General features: G+C 62.2%; 17 protein-coding genes. 3 read left to right on the top strand and 14 right to left on the bottom strand.

The window, feature by feature from the left end; all coding sequences use genetic code 11:
• The first annotated feature begins 21 nt into the window (after positions 1–21).
• On the top strand, positions 22–348 hold the full coding sequence (locus ACFOW7_RS02910) for a hypothetical protein (RefSeq protein ID WP_378160827.1): 327 nt from the start codon (positions 22–24) through the stop codon (positions 346–348).
• Positions 349–415: 67 nt separating this feature from the next.
• Positions 416–994, top strand: coding sequence for a hypothetical protein (locus ACFOW7_RS02905; RefSeq protein WP_378160825.1), 579 nt, complete (start codon positions 416–418; stop codon positions 992–994).
• 198 nt (positions 995–1,192) lie between these two features.
• Here the strand turns inward: ACFOW7_RS02905 and ACFOW7_RS02900 are convergent, their stop codons facing one another.
• Positions 1,193–1,681, bottom strand: a complete 489-nt coding sequence (locus ACFOW7_RS02900; protein ID WP_378160823.1) for a hypothetical protein — start codon at positions 1,679–1,681, stop codon at positions 1,193–1,195.
• Between the two features lie 64 nt (positions 1,682–1,745).
• The gene (locus ACFOW7_RS02895) at positions 1,746–2,006 is read right to left on the bottom strand and encodes a phage antirepressor KilAC domain-containing protein (protein WP_378160821.1); all 261 of its coding nucleotides are present in this window, start codon (positions 2,004–2,006) and stop codon (positions 1,746–1,748) included.
• A gap of 1,138 nt (positions 2,007–3,144) precedes the next feature.
• Between ACFOW7_RS02895 and ACFOW7_RS02890 the strand changes: the two genes are divergently transcribed.
• Positions 3,145–3,891, top strand: coding sequence for a hypothetical protein (locus tag ACFOW7_RS02890; RefSeq protein WP_378160819.1), 747 nt, complete (start codon positions 3,145–3,147; stop codon positions 3,889–3,891).
• A 146-nt stretch (positions 3,892–4,037) separates the two neighbouring features.
• Here the strand turns inward: ACFOW7_RS02890 and ACFOW7_RS02885 are convergent, their stop codons facing one another.
• The 12 genes from ACFOW7_RS02885 to ACFOW7_RS02830 all read right to left on the bottom strand — a co-directional run bounded on the left by ACFOW7_RS02885 (position 4,038) and on the right by ACFOW7_RS02830 (position 19,736).
• Entirely contained in the window at positions 4,038–4,205 is a 168-nt protein-coding gene (locus ACFOW7_RS02885) for a hypothetical protein (RefSeq protein ID WP_378160817.1), read from the bottom strand.
• Between the two features lie 134 nt (positions 4,206–4,339).
• The gene (locus ACFOW7_RS02880; RefSeq protein WP_378160815.1) at positions 4,340–4,609 is read right to left on the bottom strand and encodes a hypothetical protein; all 270 of its coding nucleotides are present in this window, start codon (positions 4,607–4,609) and stop codon (positions 4,340–4,342) included.
• A 164-nt stretch (positions 4,610–4,773) separates the two neighbouring features.
• Entirely contained in the window at positions 4,774–5,460 is a 687-nt protein-coding gene (locus ACFOW7_RS02875) for a lysozyme (RefSeq protein WP_378160813.1), read from the bottom strand.
• Positions 5,453–5,665 carry a hypothetical protein gene (locus ACFOW7_RS02870; RefSeq protein ID WP_378160811.1) on the bottom strand — a complete coding sequence of 71 codons (213 nt, stop codon included), beginning with the start codon at positions 5,663–5,665 and terminating at the stop codon, positions 5,453–5,455. The genes ACFOW7_RS02875 and ACFOW7_RS02870 overlap by 8 nt, the downstream gene beginning before the upstream one ends.
• Before the next feature lie 481 nt (positions 5,666–6,146).
• A complete protein-coding gene (locus ACFOW7_RS02865) occupies positions 6,147–6,377 on the bottom strand; it encodes a hypothetical protein (RefSeq protein ID WP_378160809.1) in 231 nt (76 codons plus the stop codon).
• The gene (locus ACFOW7_RS02860; protein WP_378160807.1) at positions 6,374–8,353 is read right to left on the bottom strand and encodes a hypothetical protein; all 1,980 of its coding nucleotides are present in this window, start codon (positions 8,351–8,353) and stop codon (positions 6,374–6,376) included. The genes ACFOW7_RS02865 and ACFOW7_RS02860 overlap by 4 nt, the downstream gene beginning before the upstream one ends.
• A 7-nt stretch (positions 8,354–8,360) precedes the next feature.
• Positions 8,361–8,768, bottom strand: a complete 408-nt coding sequence (locus ACFOW7_RS02855) for a hypothetical protein (RefSeq protein ID WP_378160805.1) — start codon at positions 8,766–8,768, stop codon at positions 8,361–8,363.
• Positions 8,765–9,775 (bottom strand): hypothetical protein, encoded by a 1,011-nt coding sequence (locus tag ACFOW7_RS02850; protein WP_378160803.1) that lies wholly within the window; start codon positions 9,773–9,775, stop codon positions 8,765–8,767. The genes ACFOW7_RS02855 and ACFOW7_RS02850 overlap by 4 nt, the downstream gene beginning before the upstream one ends.
• Positions 9,766–10,905 carry a hypothetical protein gene (locus ACFOW7_RS02845; RefSeq protein WP_378160801.1) on the bottom strand — a complete coding sequence of 380 codons (1,140 nt, stop codon included), beginning with the start codon at positions 10,903–10,905 and terminating at the stop codon, positions 9,766–9,768. Before ACFOW7_RS02845 ends, ACFOW7_RS02850 begins: the two co-directional genes overlap by 10 nt.
• Positions 10,906–10,921: 16 nt before the next feature.
• On the bottom strand, positions 10,922–14,437 hold the full coding sequence (locus ACFOW7_RS02840; protein ID WP_378160799.1) for a hypothetical protein: 3,516 nt from the start codon (positions 14,435–14,437) through the stop codon (positions 10,922–10,924).
• The gene (locus ACFOW7_RS02835) at positions 14,434–14,829 is read right to left on the bottom strand and encodes a hypothetical protein (protein WP_378160797.1); all 396 of its coding nucleotides are present in this window, start codon (positions 14,827–14,829) and stop codon (positions 14,434–14,436) included. The genes ACFOW7_RS02840 and ACFOW7_RS02835 overlap by 4 nt, the downstream gene beginning before the upstream one ends.
• Positions 14,826–19,736: a phage tail tape measure protein gene (locus tag ACFOW7_RS02830; protein WP_378160795.1), complete on the bottom strand. Its 4,911-nt coding sequence runs from the start codon at positions 19,734–19,736 to the stop codon at positions 14,826–14,828. The genes ACFOW7_RS02835 and ACFOW7_RS02830 overlap by 4 nt, the downstream gene beginning before the upstream one ends.
• Between the last annotated feature and the right edge of the window lie 15 nt (positions 19,737–19,751).

Raw genomic sequence — 19,751 nt, 5'->3', positions numbered from 1 at the left:
AACAACGACAGGGAGGCCGGCATGTTGATCAATCAACGGGTGGCGGTGCGAATCGGCGCGGCGGATTGTGGGCCGCGAGGGATGACGGGCGGCGCCATCATGCGACTGTTCCGAGCGGAGGAAAGACGGTTTCGCGAGAGCGAGGCGGGGACGGCATGGCGACCGGTAGCAGGCGGGGAAGTGATTGAGGTAAAGCGGCGGCCGGCGGTGGGCGCGGAGGTGATCGTTACGACAGTGGTGGATGGGATCGGCGATGAGGGGGCGCAGCTCGTTCAGACGCTTGTTGTCGCAGGATCGGTGGCGGCGCGACAGTGGGTGCCGTTGGTTCGTAGGCGGATGCAGCGATAGCCCTAGGCAAAGAAGGTAACCCAACACTGGTTACCGGACATGGTTAACTAAACAGGAGAACAGATATATGGAACTGCCAAGGATCACCATAGACAGAAACGTTATTTTTGCTGCTGAAAAAGAAGAAGATTGCACCGAAGCAGCGCGAGAGCTATTTCGTCTTCATAACGATCAGACCATACAGATTTGCATCTCCTCAGCCAATTTGGTGGAAAACAACAAAGAAGGAAAAGACATTGTTCCTGAGGGAGAATGGTTGGCCTATTGCGAAAGGATAGGGTTAATCAAGCCTCAGATGCTTGATTATCCATTTTGTTGGGAGATGGGATCATGGGGCCACACATCAGCCACCGAAGAGGGTTGGGCATTAGAGGAGGAAATTCATGCGATACTTTCCCCTCAAGAGCCTCTTGACTTGTGTGCGGAACTTCAGGATCCCAAAACACAAAGAAAAGTGAGGAATGCAAAGGGGGATGTTTTCGCTCTATGGAGCCATATCTGGTATGACAACGATTATTTCGTCACGATAGACGGCGGCTTTCACAGAAACCTTGAGCGCATTAATGCCATGACAAGCTCAAAATTAGCACGCCCCGTCAAGATGATGAGGCCAGATGAGATGGTTTTTTTATTAATTAACTTATAGTGCCAAGTGGTTTTGTTGCATAACCCAAACCAAGTTATGGATTTTTTATGATCGACAAAATTTGTTATTTCCTTTAAAAATCAAACACTTGAAGATATTTATGCAACAAAGCCGTGCCAAGTCAAAACACCAGCAAGAAGGCCCAAATTCCCGGGCCTTTCCCCATCACATTCCGAACAAAGTTCAGTTCCGTCCCGTCTAAACTATAGAGTTCTTAAAATTAGCAAAACTTAGTAATTTATTAATTTTCGCCTCAAGCAATTCTTCTGCCTGCAGCTCATTGCCAGAAGAGGATTCTGCCGACTCTGTCCCAGCAGCCTCAAATTCATCTAATGCAGCATTCTTACGATAATCTTCCCACGCCTCCTGAAAAGCCTTAGCTTTCCCCTTTGATACAAATGGCCTGAACTCTTCCACAGCAGCTCCGTGACTCAATAGAGCCTTTTGCACATCAGCCCGGACTGAAGGTTTGTTGTGCGAGCCATGGTGTCTTGCCAGATAAATAATTGCTAACAGGGGAGCAAAAGCTGCTCGAAATTTTGCACAAGCCGCAGCATAAGAATTTCTGTCGTTATGATACCGAGTAAAGAAAGACCCAATGAATGCTCCAACAAGAACCCCAAGGATAGGCCCCAAGTAGAAATATCCATTAACCCCCACTAAGAATTCATGCGCCTCAATAATCATTATTGGCTCCTCAAATCAAAACATTAGGAAGCAGACGAAACAATTTCTGTCTCGCCAAGTAACTTTATGCAGCCGCCCTCCGCGACACCTCCTCCGCCAACCGTGCCAACCCCTTGGCCGTCACCCTCGCTTGCGTGACCACCTTCTCCGTCCCGTCCTCCCGCTCGACCGTCGTGACCTTGTGTTCCAGCAACCCGCGCTCGATCCGTTCCTGGTACGCCGTCCACGCATCGCTGCCCGAGCGCCGGTAAATCCAATGGTGTTGACTCAGCCACGCGATCAGATCCTTGGGGCGCATCTGAAGCTGCTTCGCCGCGTCCGTCATCACACGTTGACCTGCTACGCCAGCATTTGCTCTAGAAACTTTCTTGAGCCGCCCTAATCTGACAATAGCTAGTCCTGCAGCGCCTAGCTATTGCATCGACGGGCAGCAAACCTCCAGTTTTTATTGGAGGTGCAGTCTGAAGTTTCGTAACGTAATAGCCGTGCTAGTTTTTAATTTCTTGCACGCGCTTTCCAAGTCTGATTTTCCCAACCGCTTGATAGCTCACGCAGAAAGAGGAGATGAATTAGCGATTGTATTTTTCATTTTCCAAATTGTGGCCTCCTGCATTTGGGGTGCCTTTTCAAAAAACCGAATCAACTTAACTAAAGAAAAGGAAGCCAATGAGAAAAAAGACTCTTAATTTTTTTCCTTAACCGTTTTCGCAATAGGAGGTTTGAACCTCCGCAAACTGCTTAAGGCTTAACAGGTCGCCAAAAAGTAAGTAGCGCTGCTAGGGTACAATGCTGATGCTGTCATGGAATGAAGAATCTGAACAAGAAAATTTACGCCACTACTTGGACACGGTAGTTTCTGTTCAAGGGGCTAGGGCTTTTCTTGCTCAGAACTCCGAACCATCCTTGGCCGAATTATTGGATCTATCCCGGATTATTTTGTGGATAGCCAGTATGCGGAAACGATTTACGAATGAGGTAGAGCATTCGGTATCGTATCAGCACAACCCGAAACCATGCCTGTTTCTTGAACTCTATCGTTTGCCAAGGCCTCCTCCTGATCTACGGGACTCTAAAAACTTTATCCCTCGCTCGACCAATGGTCTTCCTCCCCCCCCCCGGCCTAGCAATTTCCCCCATCCCCGCTACAGTGATCTGAAGAATAGAAGAAGCTCGGAGGCTGTATGCGTCCTGTCTATCCGGCACCTGCCGTCCTGGCGGTGCTTGTCGCTGTCCCATTAGAAGCCCGTGGTCGCCACGGGAAGTCGCACCCGTATATCCACCCCTACAAGTACAAGCAGCCTAAGCCCGTACAGCCGGCGCCTCAGGTTGAATCGGATCGGCCGAACGGAAAAGTCTCGAGATAGGGAAAATAGTTAGGGGCCAACCAGCAAGGCCAGAATATTTTTGTTAATGGCCTTTAAGATAAGTAGAGAACAAAGTCTATGTTAATCAGAGGTTGAATTGTGAAAAATCAAAACACCAATCCCATCCTTGGAATTTGCCAATTATGCTTAAAGGTTGGCGAACTGTGCAATTCCCATATAATTCCCGAATTTCTTTACAAGAAACTTTACAACAAGAATCATCAGATGATGGGCATTAATGGAAGATTCCGCAAAGGATGGAAACCTGTCCAGATCGGTGAGAGAGAACACCTTCTCTGTGAATCCTGTGAGCAGCATCTTGCAAACAAGATAGAGAGTGCATTTAAAGCTATGTGGGTAGAGGCCAATCCTTTACCTGATCCTTGGCCTAGCACAGAGCATATCGCGCAGATAAAAGTAGATTATCCGTTATTCAAACTATTTCATCTGAGCGTGCTATTTCGCGCTGGAGTTAGCACTCGCCCTCAATTCAATTGTGTTAGGCTCGGCTCTCATGAAGAAAAGTTACGGGAGATGCTTCTCGAACTGAATCCGGGAAAGCAAAATGATTATCAAATCTTCGGCTACGCTGTCATTGACCCCAAGACCAATCGTATTCGTAAATTGATTGCTGGCGCAGACCAAAAGAAATTTGATGGCTTGCGTTGGTATCGCTTTATTTATGGAGGCGTTTGGTGGTGGATAAGCGCTTCATCTCATGCCAACCTGAATATGGCCCCCATAACCTTAAGAGAAAATGGCACAATGGTAATACGGTGGTTTGATTGGAGCAATATCCCAATAATCCAAAAGGCATCAGCCTTGCTCCGCAACAGTAAGGTTTGATAATACACACTCAATTCTTTTGATGTGGCTAATAAAATCCGGAGCATTCTCCTGCCTAAGAGCCAAAAAACAATCCACTTAATACACTTAATAGAAAAGTAATCATGGGCTGGCGAAATCGGCTCAAGTTACCAGCCCAGATCAGCCTATCGCAGCACAGCCAGAATCCCAGCAATACCGCCCAATATCACGCCGACCCCGGCAAAGACCACGGCCAGTAGCACCGCCGTAGCCTGCAGGTAGCCGGCCTTGTTTGCGCCGTCACTATCCATTTTTCCGTTCACCTTCAAATCAGTGGTGATAAACTTGAACAAGATCAATCTCCTACTCGCACTAGGGGGTTAGATGCAGAAACCCCGCCGGCGGCCACCGTGCGGGGTTTTGTTTTGGCCGCGACCGATAGTCGCGCGATTCATTCACAGCAAACAGGGGAGGAACGCAGTCGACGTCACTCCCTCGAAATAGCTCTGTGCCACGACTGCCAACCGATCAACCGATCGCGCCAGATCCGGCACTGGCCGTAGTTCTCGGCCACCACTGCCAAAGCAACGGCATCATCCACCGGCCCGGCCGGCAGCCTCGTCAGCTCCTCCGGAGCAACCCGTAAAGAAGCACTCGGCGTCGGCATCTGCGGGCAGCTCGCCGGCAGCGGCTGCGTCGTGGAGCAGCCGCCAGCGGTCAGGCAGCACACAGCGGCGAGCGTCAGGGCTTTGGACATATCGGATTACCTCGCGGGTGATGGTTTGGTTGATGCTGTGGGTGGCCTCTACGCGCTGACCCTGGGCCAGATCGACGGCGGCGACGCGCTGCTGCACCTGCTCGGCTGAGCGGCGCTCGGCGGCCATGGCCTCGGCGAGCCGGGTTTGCTCCGCCGCTGTGCGCTCAGCGGCGGCCAGACGCGCGGCGCGGTCGCGAATCGACCAGCCGGCCAGACCGGACAGGCTCAGCGCCCCGAGCAGGGCGGTAGCTCCGATCGCGATTCGGTACGGCAGAGGGACGAGCGAGAACATAAGCGGGCCTTTCTATAGCTGATTTTTTGGGCGGACTGGTAGAAGCGAGATTCGGCGCGGGTTTCAAGCGGCTGTACGCGAACTTACCCACAGCGGCTGTGAGCGACTCCTCGCAGAGCTTCCGCTCGGCGGCGCGCCGTCGCACCAGGCCGGGCAGCTCGCGGCCGCCGGCGTAGGTCCAGCGGGACAGCTCAGCGCAGGCGCCGCGCAGGTCGCCCGCGTTCGCCTTGCGCGCAAGCGTCGAAGCGCAATAGGCGCGGCCGCCGACGTTGAACGTGAAGCTCGTGAACGCAGCGCGCGCTTTCTCCGGCAAACCGGGTGTACAGCGATCGACTGTCGCCAGCGCCTCGCGGCGGTCATCGTCGAACCACGCCTGGCGGCGGTCGAGGTCGTAGCGCTGGCCGACTTCGACGTCGGCGCCTGTATGCCCAGCTCCCGCCGTTGCAACGCCAACGACGTCGCGGTACCCGGTTTCCCGGTCGCTCTCGAAGGGCAAGATGAGCGCGCCGGCCAGCGCCAGCACGCCGACCCCGGTGGCAATGACGCGGCGCTTACTCATCGTCGGCGCTCCCCTGTTGCGGCGCGCGTTGCTTGCGCCGGAAGACGTGCCACTTGTGGGCGACGAAGCCGAGCTGCACTAGGGTGTACGCGAGGGTGGCGATCAGCACCCAATCGGCGAGCGCGACGCCGGCCAGCGAGATGCCGGCAACGCTGACCGGCGGCACAGCGCGCGCAGCTTCTGCGGCGATTTCGTGTTTCTGCATTTCGGACCTTCCAAAGAAAAAGCCCGGCACAATGGCCGGGCTGCATGGTGAGTAATTACGGTAAGTGGACCTAGGGATCTGGGTGCAGAAATGCAAAAGGCCCGGGCGACAAAAGTCGAACCGGGCCTTTCCATTCCAAAAACAAAAAGCCCTCCACCACGGGAAGGCTTTGCTTTGATCGTTTTGCTGAAACAAAACAAGCTGTTTTGTTCAGGCGCAAAAACTAACAATAGCGATTTTTCGCATTTTACGTGCGTCGACCCGACGTCGCAATAGCTTATTTTGGGGTCTTGCAGGCCGGTCTACGGCCACTCTGAGCACATTCCTCTACAAAAACCCAAGCCACAAAAAGCAAAAGCCCTCCGCTGCAGGGGAAGGCTCTTCGTTAACTACGGTACTGCTGGACGCAAAAACACACGCTTTAGCAGAATCATATCAAAAGTGTTAACCGCCTCCTAGTTTTTCTGCTTATCCCCTCCTCCTATATCTCGATCTCGTGCATCGGCAACGCAGGCGCTTCGCCGTCGAGCCGGCCGTCGCGCACGAAGACGCGGGCGCCCTCGACTGCCGACTGTTCGCCGACGGCGACGCGTAGCAGACCACCGCCCAGCTGCTGGACCGTGACGGTGCCGTCTTGGTGATCGGTCACGACGTCGCCCAGCAAGCGCGGCGGGCCGGCGAGCAAGGCTTGGAGCTGTTTCCACGGGTTCATGTGTAATGTCTTTCCACGGTGAGGGTCTGCTTGATGACGGTTTTCTGGTCCCCGCCCGACTGCGCGTTGATCGTGATGCCGCGCACGAGGCTGCGCCACAGCTCGCCCAGGCCGTCGAATTCGAGCAGTTGGCCGTGAGTGACGCGACCGAGATCGGGGAGCAGCGGCAGCTCCAGCGAGATGCTGGCCTGCGGGCCGGTGTTCGCGAGGATCGACATGCCGCAGGCGCGCGCGGCGGCCACATCGGTGATCAATGTGTCGGTCACCTGCGGCGCCAGCTTGTCGCCAGCGGAGCCCTGACGGACCACACGTCCAACAACGCCGCCGGTCCGATCGCCTGCGATGTAGACCGCGTTGTAGTCGGGCATGTCTTGGTCGTTCCACTGCTGCACCGTGACCGGCCCGGGCGGCAGAATGATGTCGGGCACAGCGGCGCCCCACTCCCATGGCGCCACCGGGTAGCGCGGCGCCAGGCGTAGGGATGTCGAATCCGCGCCGGCGAGCACGGTTCCGCCGACCGCCGTAGCCAGCCGGTTGATGACGTCGATCGGCGTCGCATCCGTCATCGACCAACAGCCAGGCGGGATCAGCCAATCCGGCAACCGCCAGTCGAGCGCGGTTCCAGTTCCTTCCAGGGCGCGCTCGGCAATCTGGCGCGCCGCGATCGGCGCCGACTCTGTCCACGCACGCTTTTCGGCGAAGCCGTCGCCGAGATAAGCGGCGAGCGAACGGCCTGTGATCGTGGCGGAGGCGGAGCCGAATTGCCGCGAGCCGCTGGTCGCGGTCACCACGAACGTCCACCGCAAGCCATTCAGCTCGACCCCGATTTCGACCGGCTCGCGCGGGTCCTGGCGTAGGACCAGCAGACGCTGATTACCGGGAAGCGTCGCGGTAAGCGACCACGTCCAGGACTCGTCGTCCGTTGAAATGGAGACCGACGTGGGGCTGAGCGGCGCGCCGTCGGAGATGCGCCACATCCTGATTTTGTTGACCACGATATAAACCCTGAGCGAAGGAACACGGATACCGACGGGGTCGGCGCGGCCGAGCCACAGCAGCGTCGGGGCGCTCGGCTCGATCCGGTGCGCGAGATGCAGGCGAGTCGGCGTTGAGCCGGCGGGCGGGGGCGGTGGGACCGTGCCGGGCGGCGGTGGGGGCGGTGTGGGTGGTACGGGAATCGGCGGCGTGTGGCCATAGGCGGGCCGGCGCGCCTCGCGCCAGGGGATGCTGGTGGCGAGCTGGACGGGCGCGGCCGGTGATGCTGAAGCGCTGATGTCGAGCGCGGCAGAACCAGCCTCGCGCCACGTCTGAGTGCTGGCGCCGGCGCGAGGAACGAGGTCGATCCACGGCGCGGCCGACTCAATCCCGGCCGGCAAGGCGTGGCGGTGGTCGAGTTCGAACGCCGCAGCGCGTGCCGGCATCGCAGACCACGGCGCCGCGGAGTCCGCAGCAGTCGGGACCGCGGCGCGCCAGCTGCTCGACGCCGATCCGGCGCGCTCGAGCTGAGACGCCCAGGGCGCCGATGTCGATGCCGCACCAGCACCTGCAGGCGACCAGCTCGATATGGAGGTCGTGCCGGCCGGGTCGTGCGCGCGCCAGCCTGCTGCTGCACCAGCACCCCGGCCAGCCGCTGGCCGCCAGCCGCTCGACGTCGTCGCACCAGCGCCGCGCGGCACCGCGTGGTCGTAATGGAGGACGCCAGCGGCTGACCCCGCGTCGCCACCAGAGCCGGCCAGAGACAGCACCGGCAACAGAAACCCGTCGGCCCGCGCATCCGCGCCGGCCAGCACTCCCGCCGCCACGACCTGCAGCTCGCCGTCGGCGCCAGCATCGTCTCGTGCATCCAGCACACCGACGACGGCCTCAACCGGATCGCCGCGCGGTCGGCCCAGATGCAGGTCCGCCGCGCCGTCGAGCGGACGGCCGAGTATCAGCTCGCCCGCCCCGCTGACTGGGCGTGCGGTGGAGTTGGTCATAGGGGGATTACCGAAGGATCAGAGAAGGAAGGCGCAACAAGCCGCCCGCGTAGAGCATGACGCCGTTGGGGCCGCCGACGACGCCCAGCTTGAGATCAGCACCGCTGTCTTTGTCGCCGACGGTGGCGTCGCCGACCCATGCGTCGGCGCCCGTCGAAAGCCGCGCCCAAGTTGCGACACCCGTGCGCAGCAAAACGGTCTCGGCCGGCGGCACGAGCACCAGCCCGGCGTCAGTCACTTCGCCAACTGGCCGCGCCAGGGTGAACGTGATCAGCGGCAGCTCAGGCGCTGGCGCACCAGCACTCGGCGGCACCCCAGCGTAGATCGCCAGTTTCGCCGGCGCGCTGCCGGCATCGAGCGCGCCCAGGACAGCGGCGGCCCGGGCGCGGCGAACTGCGGTGGAGTAGACGATCATGGCGCGCACCTCGGGATCAGACCGTCGGCGGCATCTGCTTGCCAGACCGGTGCGGGGTCGTCGATGCCAACGGCGAAGTACTGCCGCGTCGGGTCCAGGCCGTCGACGCGGTATCGGCCGTCCGTGCCGCTGCGGGTGTGCGTCACCAGTAGCCCGGTTTCCCTGTCGTAGATCCGCACGGCGCGCGCCGCGGGTAGTTGCGACGGGCCGACGGCCACCGTGCCCTCCAAATACCCGGCGCCCGAGCACGGCGTGAGTGCGAGCGGCAGCGGCGCGGCTGCCGTGGTCGGCTCGGCGAGTACCTGCCCGAGCTGAACGACCGGTCCGGGCGCCGCCGCGCCACTGATTCCGAGGTCAGACCAATACCGCTGCTGGCGCGCCAGCAGGCGCTCGACAGGCAGCGCGCGCGGGTAGAGCGCGCACCAAGCGACGATGCCGTCCGTTGGTGTTTCGCCGGGCCAGTTGCTCGCAAGGATCTTCCAGAATTTGCGGCGCGCCGATGACCTCGGCAGCATCGTAAACGACCACGACGCGCCGTTGATCAGCAGGGTTGCCGGTCCTTCCTTCGCGATCCGAACTGCTGCGTACACCAGACGTGAACCAGTGAACGCCTGGTGCGATACCACAGTGCCGCCATCAGCATAGAACGTGAGGTTTCCGCTCTGGCCGCAGAACAGAACCAGACAGTTCACATCGGGGCCATCGCCGAAGTCGAACAGACGGCGAGGAAATATCAGCGCTGGGCCGAGCTGCACCAGCAGCTCAATCGTGATCGCGCCATCCGCCCCGCAGTAGTCGGCGTCCGCCGGCAGCTCAATCCAACCGGCTCCGGATGAACCAGCGCCGATACCGCCGTCGAACATGCGCTGCTGCGCCTGCAGCACTCCCTTGCCTTGTGCCGCCAACCCACGCCCAGTCCGGTCCGGGAAATTCGGACCGGCGCCATCGAATACCCACAGCGCTGCCGGCTGATCTGCTAGTACGTCATCGAGAATCGTCATCGCCATGGCCCCGTCGCATCGTGCGGGGCGGTACCCCACGGCAGCGGCGCGGATCGCATTGGCAGCCAGCGATACTCGCGGCCAGAGGGGCCGCTGGTGCGCTCATACGGCATGATGACCTGTGCCGCGTGGAGCGATTGGAGCGCGCCGGGGAGCATGCCCCGGACTACCTGGCTGCCAGACTCGAAGATCAGCACCGGATGCAGTACCACTGCATTGCGGTCCCCCTGTGGGCACGGATATGGGACCGTCCCCTGCCCGCACAGACGGTCAGTTGCACGATGACCCTGCACAGTGAAGCGTGCGGGGCCGCCCATCCCGCCCGCGCGGCTGATCAGCCAGCGACCGGTTTCGTCTGCTGCTGTGAGCTGGTCGCGCGCGAATCCGATGTCTGCGGAGCTGGGGCTGTCGTGCTCTTGGCCGGTTACGACGGTGCCGTATGCGTCGGCCGCGCCGCCGAGTGCTGCCAAATCACCGAATGCATACCACCCCGCAGACAAATCACCCGCTGCATCGATCACGAGGTAGAGGGTCCGGTCGTCAGCGATCAGCGCCCAGGACCGAGGCGTCGCATCGCGCGTCGAGGATTTGCGCCAGGTCAGGCCGGTCGGGCGAATCGCCAGCGGTGGGCAAGCGCCCTCGCCCGTGTCGATGTCGGCCATCGATAGGTACGTGCGCACGCGCGCGAATTGGGCGTCAGAGTCATCGACGCGGAGCGGCCGACGATTGCCGGCGAGGCTGCGGAACACAGCTTTATTGGGTGCGGTGAACTGCCGTTCCCAGCCCGCGCCGGGGCGACGCATCGTGATCGCGCCGGTTGCCGTCGGCAGATTCAGGTCGAGCGGAACGGCGAATTCGACGGTTGCAGGCGTCGGCGTGCGGAGCGCGCGCCATTCGCCGACCCAGCCGGTCGGGCTTGCACCGGCGATCGCGAACACGTCGCCAGGGCGCAGGCCGTGGCCGGTCGAGATCGTCGCCACGGCGAGGCCGCCGGTTTGCGTCAGGCTGTCGACCGAGCGCAGGCCGAAGCCATCGACGAGACAGCCGAGCAGCAGGGCGAGCAGGCTGCCGGGCTGGCCAGCGAGAACCGGCGCACCAGCCATGCCGGAGTCGTAGTAGTGAACAGGGAAATTCATAGGTAAACCTTTATGGTTATGCGTCGACGCCACCGAACACGCGCAATCTGAAACCGTCGCTGCCGCCGGAGGCTGGCCCGATCTGGACCGAGCGTGCCAACCAAACCGCAGCAGACGCCGACCTGGTGTTGAACCGCAGCACGTTGCCCGTCGCCCACGCGCCGCCCCAGCCGGCCGCTTTCAGGACGAAATACGGCTGGCCGCTGGCCGGATTGATCGGTGCGCAGTCACTCGCCGTCGAGCCGGTCGCGATTTCGCCCAGCCGCTCACCGATCACGCGGTACCCCGTCTGGCTGGCGAACACGACGGCCCAGCGCTCGTCGGCGGCGCCGAGATTCGAGACGACGATGGGGTGCGTGACGGTCTGGTACTGCGCATTGATTGCCGCGCCGACCCGGCCGTCAGACCACTCGGTCGTCCAGGTCTGCTGCGAGAACGGCGGCGTGACGCGCGCCATCAGGTCGCCGACTTCAAGGCACGAGCTGACGATGGTTTCGCCTGCGGGGTAGTCGTGGGTGAGAGGGCGCATCAGGCCGATGTCGCCGCTGATCTGCACGTCGAGACAAAGCGACTGATCTTCGACGCGGTGCTCCACCGCGAGCGGCGGCGTATAGCCGGTCAGGTCCAGCGCGGCGCCGAGCGTCACGACGCCACCGTCGAGATCCGCCGCATACATCGAGCGCGGCAGCTCTTTGTCGAGGGCATCGATGACGCGCACTTCGACGAGCCGATTCCGCCCGACATCGATCCGGACGCCGGGTGCCGCAGCCGAGGCAAGTTTTCGGGCCGTGTGGTGGATCGCTACCACGTCGCCGGGGCGGACAATCGGGACACGGCCATCGCTCGGCAGCCTGACGGGATCTAGGCCGAGAAGCTCGGCGCTCATGGGTAGGTAGCTGTAGGCGATGGCGTTGTAGCGCATGCCCACCGGGTCATAGAGACGTGGCCTAAAAATCCTGCCATCAGCTCTAACGAGATCAGGTTTAAACCACCACTCTTTTTCGTTTCCGGACGCGATAACCCAATCCCCAAACCGCACATGTACCACCCCGGTCTGCAGGTCTGCCGTACCCTCGAAACCGGCGCCACTGACCGTCCCATCGCCGTTGTCCTGTACCGATACCGTCCCACCACCATCCGCCGGCACGACCAGATTCAGCGAGTTCGGCTTGATCGGCGCGAGAGGCGTTCGGAACGAAATGCCCCCAACGAGAAGACCACCCATTGCCGTCGCCAGCGATTCAATCTGGGGATCGAGCGGCGCGCCAACCGTCCAGACCGACAGCACGCAGCGGCCCGAGCCGTAGTCGATTACGCCCGCATGGATACCCGAGCCCGTCGCCGGGTCGATATCGGTGTAGAGCGAGCCAACGCGATCGACGTAGGTCCGGCCGCCGAGCTTGAAGCGGACGGACCCGGGCACGATCCGCTCGCCGCTATTGCTGACGAGGTCCACGGCGATCTCGGTCGCGACCGCATCAATCACGGTCGGCGGTGCAGCGGTGCCGACCTGGTAGCGCGCACCGGTGAAGCTCGACAACCTGAACTGCGGGCTGCCGGCCTCGATCGTGACGGCGGTCGGCGCTTGATTGCCGGTGGCGAACAGTCCGAAACCAACGTCCGGAAACTCGCGATAGCGCTGGATGCCGACGGTTTTGGTTTCGTAGTTGATCGTGCCGACGGCCCCGCCATTGGGGTCCAGCAGTTGCCCTGCCCCGTTATCGATGAGCTGCAGCTCGTACGGTTTGCCGTTGCGCGCATACACGACGCCGAATCGCAGCGAGCCGCGCACCCACTCGTCCGGCAGCACGACGCCGACTGGATCGCCGGTTTCGGAGACCGGGCCGGGCTGGTAGATTTTGAGGGGTAATGCGGCGACACCCAGCGTGACGCGATAGCCCTGCCCGGTGGAGGGCAGGCGCGCGGGCCGCAGCAGAATCCGGCCGTGCGCATAATCGAGTCGTCCCGTGGCGTCGCCGCTCAGGCCGCCCATCTTGTTGTCCACCGCCGTCGCCGTGCCATTGTCGGTCGGCCACTCGATTGCGACAGAGCCCGGAGTCATCGGTTTATCTGCCGGCAGCTCGGCCTGGAGCTGGACGCCGACGTGCATCGGTGTGTTTGCCCTGTTGAAGAGCGCAACTCGGCCGCACCAGGTAATGATGATCGCGCTACCAACATCGGGCAGCGCGCCGAGCGTCGCGGCGAGCGTTCCTGATTCGTAGTCCTGCGTGCCGGCACCGAGACTTGCTTCCGCCGCACGCATGCCACCTGCCGCATCGTCGCGCAGGTCGGTCCAGCGCTCAGCGGCACGGTAGCTCAGCGTGACGGTGCCGGGAGCCGGCGCCGGCACAAGGGTCACGACCAGATTCTGCGCACGCGACTCGGCCGTGACTGGGATCGACCACGAATTCGTCGCGCGGTGGGCGGCGGCGGCCGGCATGAATCGGACCGTTTTTGCGCCCGGCCACGTCGGGCACTCGACGTTGAAATCGATCTTGCCGCCAACGTAATCGACGCGACCGACTTCGCCGCCGGCGAGCATGAGCCGGCCGCCGACATCGGTCATTTTGTCGGTGCCACCGCGTGAGATCTGGAGCGAGCCGGGCAGGATTGGGGAGCCGACGTGCATTGACGCGCCGGGCGCGACTGCGCTGGCCACGACGAGCGAGACTTCGCTGTTACCCGCGTCGAAGAGCGCAACGCTTTGGCCTGCCGCCGACAGCTGGACGAGCTGCGTCTCGGTCTGCGCGCTGGGGACGAGCCGGCTATACGGGCTGTCGACGCGGATGCTGAACTCGCCGGGCTTGCCGGGCCGGGTCAACGACATGGCGCCGTAGTAGCGGGCAGCGTTTGCGGTGACCGTCTCGCGGATGACTGCGCCAGCGCCGGCGTCGTCCACCGGACTCGGTGCCGTACCAGTGAAGTCGCGACGGAGCGGGTCGGAAATCTCGGCGGTGATCACGCGGCGGCGGAAAGTGTGCAGCGAGCTGCCGAGGTTGACCGTGAACTCGCGGACCACGTCGGTTTGCTTGGTGATGCGAACGTATTGTTCGTATTCCGTGGGCCGGCCTTCGTCTTGGATCAACACGAAAACCTGACCAATTTTCGGGAGCGGCGCCGTCTCGCGCTGGATGATCGCAATCGAGCGCTGCCCCTGGAGCTGGCGCTCCAGCAGCTGCCCCGCCCAGCGCGTACCGCGCGCGAGATAGCGCTCGACCCGGTCACGGGCGTGGCGGCGGCGGTCCGTGGAATCCGGGGTGCCGAACAGGGTCACGGAGACCCGGGGATCACGGGGTCGGGCACTAATATATATAAGGGGATCGAACAGGGGTTCGGCGCCGATGCCACGCACTGCGACGAAGCATTTCGCCAGCGCGACGGACCCTTTGATGCGGTCGGTCGGGCTGATGTCGGCGAACAGGTTATTTTCGCGACCGGAAATAATAAGGCGGCCGCTAATCGGGCCGCCTGCATCTGGATCGTCGCCAAGCCGCTCAGGCTCCGCGAGTACGATATCGTCGTCTTTGATCATGCGTCTACGCTCAGAAATCGAAGGGTGAGGGTGTACCAGTCGTCCGGATCAGCGGCGACTTTGCGGCGCTTGGGGCGAGCCTCGATCGGCGTCTCGCCGTGCCGGAAAATCACGGACCAGCGTCGGCCGTCTGCCAGCGTCAGGGCCATGACTCGGCCGGGCTGCAAGGCGAGGCTGTAGAGCTGGTCGAGCGTGGCGCGCTGGACCCATGCGTGGTCGTCACCGCCGGCAAGCGTGATCGGCCTGCCGGCTTGGCAGGCGCTGACTTGCACGATTAGCGCGCCGTCGAGGCCGCGTTCGACGGACTGACCGACTGGCGTCCAGTCGCACTCGTCAGGCCAAGGCAGATCCGGCAAGCGGATGCCGTCGAGGTAGTGGTGTCGCAGGGTCATAGGGATACCTGTTTCGCTCGAGCGATCTCGTCGAGGATGTCGCGCACGGTGGCGCCCTGCCCCTCGGCGACGTCGATCGACCGCTCGCGGCCGCCGACGACGATCTCGATGCGTTCGGTTTTTGTGGTGGATGGGGTGGCTTCAGGCCGGGCTGTCTTGGGCTTGTCGATATCGGACTTGGCGCGCTCGGCGGCCTTGGCTTTCGCCTCCGTCTCTTCGCGCCGCTGCTTCTCTTGCAGCAGAGTCAGAGCTTCCCGGTAGGACCGCTCAACGTCAGCATCTCCGCCGCCCTTGGCACGCTGCTCGTCCAGGCGCGCCTTCTCCTTCGCGTACTTACGCGCTAGCACGGCTTGGTCGTTCCCGTCTTCCTGGTCGATTTCGTCGCGCAAACCGTCGGCCATTTCATCGAGCGCGGCCGCTGCGTCGCGGACTTCGTTCCGAAGGTCAATGACGCGCTGGCGCGCGCCGTCGAGCGCCGACTGCAACCCTTCCAGTTGAGCATCATCGAGCGCGTCGAACTGGTTGCGGAGTCGATCAAGAGTGGGGATTTGGTCGCCGATCGCGACCTGCATCTGCTCGTACTGTTGGGTCAGCGCAGCAGCTGCGGCGAGCTGGGATTTCACGGACTGCTGCGCCCGTTCCATTGCCGCAATCGCGGTTTCGGATGAGGCGCCGGCCTGTTGGTTGGCGAGGTCGATTTCTTGGGCCAGACGCTTAGAGGCTTTCAGCGACAGGCCGAGTTTTTCGTAAGCGATGACGACTTTCTCGACGGCTTTCGCTTGCTTCTCGGCGCCCTGCTCTGCGGCGGCCCCCTGCTCCTGGACGGCGGTCTTGGCCTTATTGGCGGCGGTGGCAGCATCCTCGCCAGCTTTCTTGGCAATCAGCCCGGCTCGTTCCGCCGCCCCTCTAAACTCGCTCGCCGTGACGGCGGCCTCGGCCATCTCATCCTTGGCGCGCGCCATAGCCACTTCGGTATCGGTACCGACTTTCTCTACAGCGGCGAGCGCCGCTTGAGCTGCCCCGGCGTAATCCAGCGCCGTTGCCTTGCCGGATCGATAGGCTTCCTCAACCCGGCGCAGCGACGTTTGCGCGGCTTCCGCTTGAGCCTGCATAGCTGCCGCACTGGTGATGCCCAGCCGCTGGAAGTCTTCCTCCAGCTCGGACACTGACAGCGAAACCTCCTTAGCGCGCTGATTGACGGCATCGAGCGCACGGACGAGCTGATCACCGCTGAGCCTGCCCGCTTCGCCCAAGGATTTGACGACGACTCGGATCTTGTCCACGGCGGCCGGCGTGTCGGCTTTCGTCAGCGCCTCATCGAGCGCCAGTTTCAATCCGCGCGCGGTCGCTGCGCCTGTGGCGCCCAATGCCTCGAGCGAGGCCGCCGCCTTCTTGGCTTCGCTCGAAATACCCTCGAGCGCAAGATCGGCGTCGATGCCCAGCCGCTTCAGCGCTTCGCCCGCGACCACCTTGGCGGCCGCCGACATCTTCCCGAACTCTTTCTCGACGGCGCGCGCGACTGCCGGCAGGTCTTCGTCGCGAAGCTTTGAGAGACGACCGCCGATGTTGGCTTCAATCTGCCGGCCGGCTTCTTCGCTGGATTGCTTGGCAACATCGCCCACGCCTTTGAGCGCGCGGACGAGGTCGGCGGCCTGATCCAGCGGCTTGCCCAGTTGGTTGCCGGCCTCCTCGATCGACTTCGTCAGCTCATCGAACGTGGCCTGAGTCAGCTTGCCATCGACCATCAACGCGCTGAGCTGCTTGCGAATCCCATCGAAGGCGGCCGGGCTGTCTGCCGCGTCGATCGCCGCCACGACCGCGGTCTTCAGCTCATCGGCGGATGCCTTCCCGTCTTCGCGCAGCTTGATCAGCGCGGCCAGCGCCTCCTTGGCTTTGCCGGAGACGCCCGCCAGCGCTTCCTCACTTGCACGCGCCTCTTCTTGCTGCTGCCTCAGCGCCTCGGCTTGAGCGTTGGCTGTGATGGTTATCGATTTGGACAGCTCATCGAACGTGGTCTGGGTCAGCTTGCCGCTGTCCAACAACCCCTTGAGCTGCTCCTGAATCTTCTTGAACGCCTCGGGACTGTCGGCCGCCTGAATGGCTTTGTCGATCGCGTCGGATAGCTGCTGTGCGCCGACGGAGCCGTCCTTTGCCGCCTCAGCCAGCTGGATTAGCGCGGTCTTGGCCCCTTCGCTCAGCCCCTTGTAGGCTTCCTCCGTAGCCTTGACGTTGGCGCGGTGTTTCTCCAGCTCCGTCGCGACTTGCTGCGCGGCTTCGGCGGCCTTGGGCGGCCCCTTTTCAGCCTCATCCCACAGCTCTTTCAGGGTCTTCTTCAGGTCGTCGAACTGCTGCCTGTTGCGCGCCACAGCAGCGGCCACCGTATCGGTGCTGCTGAATGCGGCGCGAACGGTCTCGGCCATTCCCCTAAACGCCAGCTTGGTGCTTTCGACCATCGCGACCATCGCAACGCCGAGTTGTCGTGCCCAGACCGAGTTGTCGCTCAGCACCTTTCCAAGACCGTAGCCGGCGGCACCGGCCGCCAGCACGCCAGCCGCGCTGGCACCGATAGCAGCCAATCCGCCCGCCAACCCACGAGCGGCGGTGAGCGCCGTTCCCATCACCGGCGCGAGCTTGCCGATCGCCAAGGAAACGGTCGCAATCGTCGGACCAGCAATGCCTGCCAGCCCGACGAATGCGAGCCCCAACGCCGCCAGCGCCGATGTAACCGCGGCGATGGCCGCGGCAGCCAACGACAAGCGAGGGAATTCTTGGATGAACTGCGCGACAGCTTGGCCGGCTTCACCCACTCCATTTGCCACCTTCTTAATGAGTGGCAAAAAGGTCGTGCCCAGCTCGATCGCGGCGTAGCGCAACGAGTTAGACATGAACTGCAATTGGACTTCAGCGGTCTTGATGCGGTTACTAAACTCGCGATGCACTGCGCCCGCGTTTTTAGCGGTGTCGGAGGCAATGACCATTGCCTTGTTGTAGGTGCCAACCGCGCTGACCAGCGAGGTAATGGACGCCACATACTCGGGGCCGAACAAGCGGCTGATGATCTGGCCCTGGGTAGCGTTGTCGAGTCGCTCGAGCGTACCCAGCAGCTCGGACAGGGCTTGCTGAGGATTGCGCCGAACCGCTGCGGCGAACTGCTCCGAACTCGTCCCGATCGCGACCAGGGCTTGCTGGAAATCCTCGCCCTGTGAAGAGGCGTTGGCCAGCTTGTTGAGCAAGGCAGACAGCGCTGTTGCGGCTACCTCTGGCGTCTTGCCCAGCTTGAGCATCGAGGCAGATAGGCCGGCAGCCTCGTCAGCGGTGAGGCCGAATTGCTTGGCGAGACTGCCCGTGCGAACCAGCACTTCGGTGATCGACGCCTCGGCGACGCCCAGCTTGCCGTTCAACGCATTGATGGTGTCGGCGAGCTTCAGGCACTCGTCGAGGTTCAGCCCCAGGTTGGTCTGCAGGTTGGACAGCGCAGTGCCGGCCTGTTCGGCCGACATCCCGAAAGCAATACCGATTTCGCCGACGATCCTGACGTACTTTTCCAGCTCGGCCGTCGGGAACATCTTGGCGCCGGCAGCGGCGATCTGGGCGAGTTCGGTGGCGGCGTAGGGCAGATCTTCCGACGCCATTTGCTTGAGCCGATTCGCCAGCGTAGCGAGTTCAGCGTCAGTGCCGTTGGCGACTTTTGCCACCTCGGCCATCGCTGATTCGAACGAGATGGCTTCTTTGCCCGCGAACGCCAAACCCGCCGCGCTCGCCGCCGTCGCGGCCAGTACGGTTTGCAGCTCGCCGGACGATTGCGCGGCAGCTTGGGCAGACTGGCGCAGTGCGTCGGTCTGCTGTTTCAGGGCGACGTATGCCTGGGTCAGCTCTTTCGCCGTCAGCTTGCCGCTGTTCTTCAGCGTTTCGTACGCCTGGGTCAACTTGCGGACCTCGGCCTCGACCTCTTGGTGAGCCTTCAATCCCAGGGTCTGCCTGGCGTCGCCCAGCACCTTTAGCTGAGCGGCTGACTGAACCAACTGAGCGTAGCTCTCGCGCAGTCCCTGATTGGCCCGCTGCAGATTGTTGACGTCGACGCCAGCCGTCTTGAGCTGCGCAGCCAAAGCGGCCGCATTCGACCTCATCGTTTCCATTGCGCCTTGGGCTGACCGGCTCGCCTCGGCCTGAGCCTTAAGCGATCGCTGAAGCTTTTCCTCCTCGCGCGTGACCGAGACCAGCTGCCCCTGGAGCTGCTCGAGCTTGGCCTTCTCGGCGGCGTGCTCAGCGGATGCCGCCCTTTCCTGTGCTACCAGGTCGCGATAGCGCTGCACCAGCGGCGCCATCGACGCGTCGAGCTGGCCCTGATTCTGGGTCAGCTGCTTCGTGCTCACGCCAGCGGCTTTAGCCGCCTCGGCCGCCGCGGCGGTTTCCACCCTCAGCGTAGCGAGCTTGTCTTTTGCCGCCGTGGTAACGGTGGCCTGGGTGTTGACGCTGGCGCTCAGTCCAGCGACAGACTGGGCCGTAGTGGCGACGCGGGTCTGCGTGGCCTGCAGCTCGAGCTGCAGCTTGTCGAAGCTGTTCGCTGCCGCCTTGGCCTGCGCATCGAGCGCGCGAAACTTGGCAATGCCCTCGTCAGCCCGGGCCAGCTTGTTCATCTCGTCGACAAGCGCGTCGATTTCGTCCGCCACTACGGCGCCCGTCTCGCCCAGCGTCTGTAGCTGGCGCCCCATCTCGCCCAGCTTCCCGGTGCGCGCAGCAGCGTCCCGCAGGCCGACGGCGATCCGGTCGTACATGTGGGCCTGTTGGTCGCCGGTGGCACGCGCCTTCGCGCCCAGCTTTTCCATTTCGCCGGCCAGCGCGTTCAGATCCGCACGTCCTTCCGTGCGGGCGCGGATCAGCATTTCGATTGCAGTATTGCGGCTCATGGCGGACTCATGAAA

Origin of the sequence: Chitinimonas lacunae (assembly GCF_042650885.1) — a bacterium.
Lineage (GTDB): Bacteria > Pseudomonadota > Gammaproteobacteria > Burkholderiales > Chitinimonadaceae > Chitinimonas_A > Chitinimonas_A lacunae.
This window is presented reverse-complemented; position numbering and strand designations above follow the sequence as displayed.